The organism is Chloroflexota bacterium (assembly GCA_020850535.1).
GTDB lineage: Bacteria > Chloroflexota > UBA6077 > UBA6077 > JACCZL01 > JADZEM01.
This window is the reverse complement of the sequence record JADZEM010000005.1, coordinates 64,396-70,452: the sequence shown is the minus strand read 5'-3', so window position 1 is coordinate 70,452 and position 6,057 is coordinate 64,396. Positions and strand designations below refer to the sequence as shown.

Annotated in this window: 6 protein-coding genes; 1 reads left to right on the top strand and 5 read right to left on the bottom strand. The window is 70.7% G+C overall.

Going from position 1 to position 6,057, the window contains the following annotated elements; all coding sequences use genetic code 11:
* The 5 genes from IT306_00955 to IT306_00935 form a co-directional block, all read right to left on the bottom strand.
* Positions 1-1,659: IS1182 family transposase (locus IT306_00955; GenBank protein ID MCC7366958.1), on the bottom strand; the 1,659-nt coding region annotated here is incomplete at its 3' end.
* Between the two features lie 66 nt (positions 1,660-1,725).
* Positions 1,726-2,331 (bottom strand): GNAT family N-acetyltransferase, encoded by a 606-nt coding sequence (locus IT306_00950; protein MCC7366957.1) that lies wholly within the window; start codon positions 2,329-2,331, stop codon positions 1,726-1,728.
* Complete coding sequence (locus IT306_00945) at positions 2,315-2,557, bottom strand: PqqD family protein (protein MCC7366956.1); 243 nt, start codon at positions 2,555-2,557, stop codon at positions 2,315-2,317. The genes IT306_00950 and IT306_00945 overlap by 17 nt, the downstream gene beginning before the upstream one ends.
* Before the next feature lie 38 nt (positions 2,558-2,595).
* Positions 2,596-3,741, bottom strand: coding sequence for a hypothetical protein (locus IT306_00940; GenBank protein MCC7366955.1), 1,146 nt, complete (start codon positions 3,739-3,741; stop codon positions 2,596-2,598).
* Positions 3,742-3,855: 114 nt separating this feature from the next.
* Positions 3,856-4,044 carry a hypothetical protein gene (locus tag IT306_00935; GenBank protein MCC7366954.1) on the bottom strand — a complete coding sequence of 63 codons (189 nt, stop codon included), beginning with the start codon at positions 4,042-4,044 and terminating at the stop codon, positions 3,856-3,858.
* 285 nt (positions 4,045-4,329) lie between these two features.
* On the opposite strand from IT306_00935, the gene IT306_00930 reads away from it, so the two are divergent.
* Positions 4,330-6,045: a cellulase family glycosylhydrolase gene (locus IT306_00930; GenBank protein ID MCC7366953.1), complete on the top strand. Its 1,716-nt coding sequence runs from the start codon at positions 4,330-4,332 to the stop codon at positions 6,043-6,045.
* The last annotated feature ends 12 nt before the right edge of the window (positions 6,046-6,057 follow it).

Here is a 6,057-nt window from a genome sequence, read left to right as displayed (position 1 = left end):
GAGCAGCCCCACGAGGCCAAGAAGCAGCCCAAGGGCAGCCAGATTCGGGTCGGTGGGCTGGCTGGTGGTGGCGGCCAGGTAGGTCAGGTTGGCGACGGCGGCAGCCATGAGCAGTTGGAACAGGATCTTGGGCGTCCCGACGTCGCGAGCCTGGCGGATGCCCAACTGGACCAGTCGGGCGATGCGGTGTTCGACCGTCTGGCGACGGCGCCGATACTCCGCGAAGGCCGGGCTGGCCTGGAACGCGCGGGCCTCCTGCAACAGTCGTTCTTGTGGATGGACGCTGACGGTGCGCCCGCCACCCCCACGGACGCACTGGGCGCGGAGCGGACACGCGGCGCAGACGGCCGCCGCGAAGCGGAACTGCCCGCCGCCGGTCGGGCTCGGTTTGAAGTCCTGGGTGGTCTGGCCCGCCGGGCAGGTCGCGCTGCCAACCTCCAGGTCAAGCACGAAGGCGGTCTTGGGGAAACAGCCCTGGTTCGACGGGTTCGGGACCTTCGCCACGAGCGTCCGCCCGGCCTCGGCGAACGCCTGCCGGGTCTCGCCGCTGCCGTAGGCGCAGTCGCCCATCGTCTCGTCGACCACGCAGCCGGTGTTCGCCTCGGTCTGCTCAATCAACTCCAGCGCACCCTCGGCATCCGGCGCATTCCCTGCCAGCACCGCCACCGCCGTGATGATCGGCTCGTCGGTGTCGACGGCCACGGCCGCCTTGTGCCCGTTGAACCGCTTGCTCGCGCTCTTCCGTCCGTGCCGCATCTCCGGATCATGCACCGACAGCAGCCGATCCTTCGCTACCCCCTCCTTGATGGCTGGCCCATCCTCCCGACGCTCGACATCCTGGACCAGCACCCGACTCAGCAGGCCGGCTGCCTCCAGCAGCGCCGTCTCACCTGCGCTCCCCGCCTCCAGCCCGGTCCGCGCCACCCGCGCTTGCTCCAGCAGCCGATCGGCGTCGGCGACGATCTCCCTCAGGAACCGCCGCCGCTCGCTGGCGTCGCTCCAGTCGATCTCGGCCGTCCCCTTCAGGCTGGTCTGCCCCACGTACCGCCCGTACCCGTGCGCCTCGGCCCACGCCGCCAACGTCTGGCCCGCCAGCTTCGCCAGCACCCGCGCCAGCTTGACGATCCCATCCCCAAGCAGGTTGTAGGTGTCCTTCACCGCCCCCCGCCCCAGGATGTTGGTCGTGTCCAGCGCCACCTTCAGCTTCCGCTTCTCGCCAGTCTTGGTCCGAAACTTCCCTCGCCGCTTGGCCAGCTCCAGGCTCGTCCGAAAGATCGCCGCCTGCTCCTCATGCACGATCAACTGCGCCCGAAACTCCTGCAGCGTGCTCTTCGCAAACGGCCGTGTGTCCAGCTCCACCCCCAGCGCCACCTTCCAGCGAAGGTCGTCGTCCGCTCGTTGCTTCGCTTCGTCGTCCGACACCCCGTCGTACGTCTGCAGCACCAGCGCCACCGCCAGCAGGCTCGGCGGCACGCTCGGCCGTCCGTTGTCGAGCACGTACAGCCCGGCGAACGCCTCGTCCCGAAACAGCTCCCCCCGCTGGCTCGCCAGCCACCCGTAGAAACTGTCCCGACCCACGAATGCTCCGTACGCCGTGTCCGCCTCGAACAGTCCCCGTTGTGGACCACGCTTCCCGAGCATCCCGCGCCCCTCGCTCACCAGACGGTTTGCTCCATCCTACCCGGCCGGCCTACCTCTCCGGTAGTCCCCTTTCCGGCCGGACTTCTAGAGTTCCTTGTGCAGCAGCACGCGCGTCACCTTGATGTCGAGGTGCTCGGCGACGCGCAACATCGCGTGGTTGTCTGCCCAGGTCGCGCCCTCCATCACCGAGAGCCCCTGGCCCCGTGCCCAGTCGAAGGCCGCCCGGAGCAGCGGCAGCGCTGCTCCGCGCCGCCGGGCCTCCGGGGCGACATAGAGATCGTCCAGGTAGGCGATGGCGTCGTGCGGGGGGCGGGCCGGGGCATCGCCGCCCCAACCGAGCCGCGCGCGCATGCCGCCGAGCCGCGCCGCGACGCCGCCGAGCCGCGCCGCGATGCCCTCCCGCCAACCGAGCGTGTGGCGACCCCGCCGCACGATGCGCAGCGTGCAGAACCCGTAGAGCCGCTGACCGTCGGCCGTCACCAGCACCGCGCCGGTCGGGCGAGTCAGCGCGTGCGCCACGGTACGGCGGCTCGCGGCATGGCTCGGCGGCGGGCGGTCGACGAGAAACGCCAGGATCTCCTGCTGGTAGCAGAGATGCAGCCGGGCCAGCGCATCCAGGTCGGCCATGGTGGCGCGGCGGATGCCCAGCCCGACGCCCAGACCGGGCGGACGCTCAATCGTGGACGACATCGACCAGCCCCTCGGCCAGCAGCTCCTGCGTCAGGCGCTGTACATCGTGCGCGGCAACGTCGGGCTCGACGTCAAACGCCGCCACCACACGCGCGGCCAGCCCGTCGAGGTCGAGCCCGTCGGTCAGCCCGGCCCAGATCAGCGAACCGGTGGCGTTCAGCGTGAAGCTCTGACGCGTCAACAGGTGGACGACCACTGTGTCGCCGTTTGGCAGTCGCTCGCTCACGGCCTTCGGATGCGGCCGGAGACGCAATGGCCGAGTCATCATGGGAGACGCTCGGCCGTCGGGTACGGGGCGACGCCGTGCGAGAAGGCTGCGACGGTGTCCCGGACGGCCGCGGCGACGCGGTCGGGCTGCTCCAGCACGTCGGCTCCCAGGACCATGCGGCAGCGCTCCGCCTGAGTCACCAGCCGACGTACTGTGGCAAGCTGGTCCGCGGCGCGCTCACGGTCCTCGGTCGCAATCGACATCTGCCCGAGCAGCCGATGAAACGCCGTTGTCTGGTCGAGCGGCTCGAGTGTGGTGACCTCGGAACGGCCGATCTCGGGGAACAGGAGGACGGCCGGCGCACAGGCCGACGCCGACTGTCCAGGGTAGATCTCGTCGAGGTCGAGCAGCAGCTTGCCGTCGGATTGGAGCACGCCCGACGCAAGCTGGCGCGCAAGCTCGGGGTACCGCCGCGCCGTCGGCAGCCCGCACGAGAGACTGCGGCGCACTCCCCACGCCGTCGCGCCGTCGTTGGCCGCCGACCCCGAGCGGGCGAGCACGATGGCGTCGTCGGCCACGAAGCGCCAGCCGCTCCGCACCAGGCAGAGCGTCAGGGTGCTCTTGCCGGCGCCGGAGTCTCCGACGACCAGCAGGCCCGCCGGGACATCGTCCCCCAGGTGAGGAGTGGCGAGGGCGCTGGCGTGCAGACCGTAGCGGCGACGGGCCGGCAGCAGCGCCAGCAAGACGACCAGGAGGAGTCCACGCTGTGCCAGCGGTGGACGCTGCCAGAAGTCCGGGCCGAGCCGTCCGCTGGCCTCGCCGGCGCGGTCGTCGACCGCCACGACCGCGTCTCCGAGGCTGAAGTGGAGGCCGGACGCCGTCTGCCAGACGCGCAGCTCCGAGCCGGTTGGCACTTCGGTGGCGTGCTGGCCACCGGGCAGTGGCGGCGGCTCATCGGCCATGCGAAGCCGCAGCGCGCCCCGTTCTGCGCCCCGGTCCGCGCCCCGGTCCGCGTCCGAGGCAGTCGCCGGCTCGACGGCGAAGAATCGCCGGAGCAGGCCGACGAGGCGGGGCAGCTCGGCCGGGCGTGATGGCCGGATCACCAGCGAGCAGCCGGCAAGGCGGCCATACCAGCCGAGACGCTCGGGGTCGCGCTGGCAGTCAGTGACAGGGTCTTGCGGCAGCATCCGCTGTGTAGGCATCGTGCTTGAATCCGGGCTGGCCAGCAGATGAGGACGCCGCACGCCGGGGCCGGGTGCGTTGAGGCCGAGTGCGTTGAGGCCGGGTGCTCGGGGCGACGTTCTCAGGCGCGCCGATCAGGGGTTGAACGAGCCGCCGCCGAGGGTGTGCCGCTGCACCGGACCGTGCCGCACCAGCAACGGTGCGACATATGGCGCCTTCGTCGCCCGATCCTCTGTGCTGGCTCGCGGCGACTCCTGCTCGTGTGAGGGGCCGTCTGCGCCGTCGTTCAGCGTCGGGTGCTGCCGCTCGTGCAACGCGCTCATCGTGCTTCTCCCAGGCATGGGAATGAAGCAGTCGGCGGTGGATGGCCGACTGTTCGTGCAGCCAGTGTCGCCGGGCGCTTCAGGTACGTCAATCCTCAAGATGCGTAGTCGCAAGGCCACGCCATCGTACGCGGTGCTGACCCGGGGTCTCCCGTCATCATCCTCCGGCCGCGCACGGCCGGCCACCGTTGCTGGGCTCGCCTGTTGGTCTGCTGACAGTTGCTCCGCAAGGGGATGGCGCTCGGGATGCGACACGCTATGCTGTTGCACGGGGGTAGGCCGGTCATGAGGCTGTGGTCGGGGCGGGGACGTCACCATCGGCGGCGTGCGACTGCGCGACGGCTGGGTCGGGCCGGGCGGGCGCTGCTGCTGTGCCTGCTGGTGGTGCTGACGGGCATCGCCAGCGGCGCGCCGGCCAGCGCCGCCGTGCCGCTCTTTCCCGCCACGCCGGCGCTGCCCCAGGCCCGCCCGGCGAGCTGGCCGCCGTTCCTGATCGGCGCAAGCTACCAGGGGCCGGCCGCACGGGCATGGCGCGGCGACTACTGGGCCTGGTGGGCCGATGACCTGTTCGATCCGGCACTGGTCGAAGCAGACTTTGCCCGCGCCAACAGCGCCGGCCTGAACACCTTGCGGCTGTTCGTGCAACTGGACCTGATGCGCGACATCCGGGCCGAGAAGTGGACCAAGCTCGACACCGTCCTGGATCTCGCGGATCGGTACGGGCTGCGGCTGATCGTGACGCTGGCGGACTGGGAGGAGGCGCGCATCGCCCAGGTGGCGCGCATCGACGCGGCCATCGCCGGGCGCTACGCCGGCCGCAAGACGATCCTGGCCTACGACCTCAAGAACGAGCCGACGTTCTGGATGATCCAGGCCGCCTCCTACCCTGGCGACAAGAAGCCGCCGCTGCTCAGTCGACGGCTGCTGGACCGCTACGGCGAGCAGGCCGCCAATCACTTCATCGTCGCGTTTCGGGCGTCAGAGGAGGGGCAGCGCGGGCCGCTGGCGATCCCCGAGCGCTTCAGCGAGGACGAGGCCTACGTCTACCATAACAACTGGATCCTGTCGTACAAGCTGTCGCTCGAAGCGACGGACTGGTCAAAGAAGACGGGGCGCTCGGACCTGGAGTTCTTCGGCGCGCCGGAGGCTGCCCGCTGGAAGCCGTTCCTGGAGGCGCTCGACGCGACCTACCGCGCGTGGCTGGAGCCGCGCGTCACCGCGATCCGCAAGGCCGATCCGGCTGCCGCGCTGACCATCGGGCACCACGATCCGCTGATGGCCGCGCTGCCCGGCAACAGCGTGCTCGACGCGATCAGCCTGCATCGGTACAGTCCACCGACGCCCGACGGGCTGGCCGATCAGCGGCGACAACTCCTGGTGCTGCGGGCGCTCTACCCTGACAAGCCCGTGCTGCTCGGGGAGTTCGGGCACCGCGCCACCGAGATCGGCGACGAGCGCGCCGCCATCGAGGAGTCAGCGACCTGGCTGCAACTGCTCAACGAGGGGTTTGCTGGTGGCCTCAAGTGGATGTTGAACGACACCCGAGACGGCACCGACACGATGGGCATGTTCAGGATGGACGGCTCGCCACGCCCGGTGGCCCACGCGGCAGCCTTGATCTCAAAGCTGGCGCTGGCTGCTGACCCGGCGGCGACCCCGACGCTGACGATTGCTGCCGACGAGTCTGGCGGCTCCTGCTACCGCTTTGCGCGGGGCGACCTGCTGGCGGTGGGCGGACGTTGCACGGCATCCGGCGCGCCGATCGATCTGGTGGACGGTATGCGCCAGGTCTTCGCGGCGCGCACGGCGGACGGCAGCTACGTCGTCGGAGTGACCGCGCCGACCCGCCTGCTGTTCCGAGGGCCGGTGACTGGTGGGGCGGCCCGCTGGACGCTGATGGCCGAGGGTGCGGCGCTGGTGACGCTCCAGCCGAGCGGGTCCAGCCCGGTCGCCATCGACCTGGAGCCGGGCCGGACCTACCAGCTGGTGCCAACGACCTGAATCATGGCCAGG

Bases quoted from the DNA above. Each gene is read 5' to 3' on its own strand.
- IT306_00950 (MCC7366957.1), bottom strand. From the start codon at position 2,331: ATGTCGTCCACGATTGAGCGTCCGCCCGGTCTGGGCGTCGGGCTGGGC.
- IT306_00940 (MCC7366955.1), bottom strand. From the start codon at position 3,741: ATGCCTACACAGCGGATGCTGCCGCAAGACCCTGTCACTGACTGCCAG.
- IT306_00935 (MCC7366954.1), bottom strand. From the start codon at position 4,044: ATGAGCGCGTTGCACGAGCGGCAGCACCCGACGCTGAACGACGGCGCA.
- IT306_00930 (MCC7366953.1), top strand. From the start codon at position 4,330: ATGAGGCTGTGGTCGGGGCGGGGACGTCACCATCGGCGGCGTGCGACT.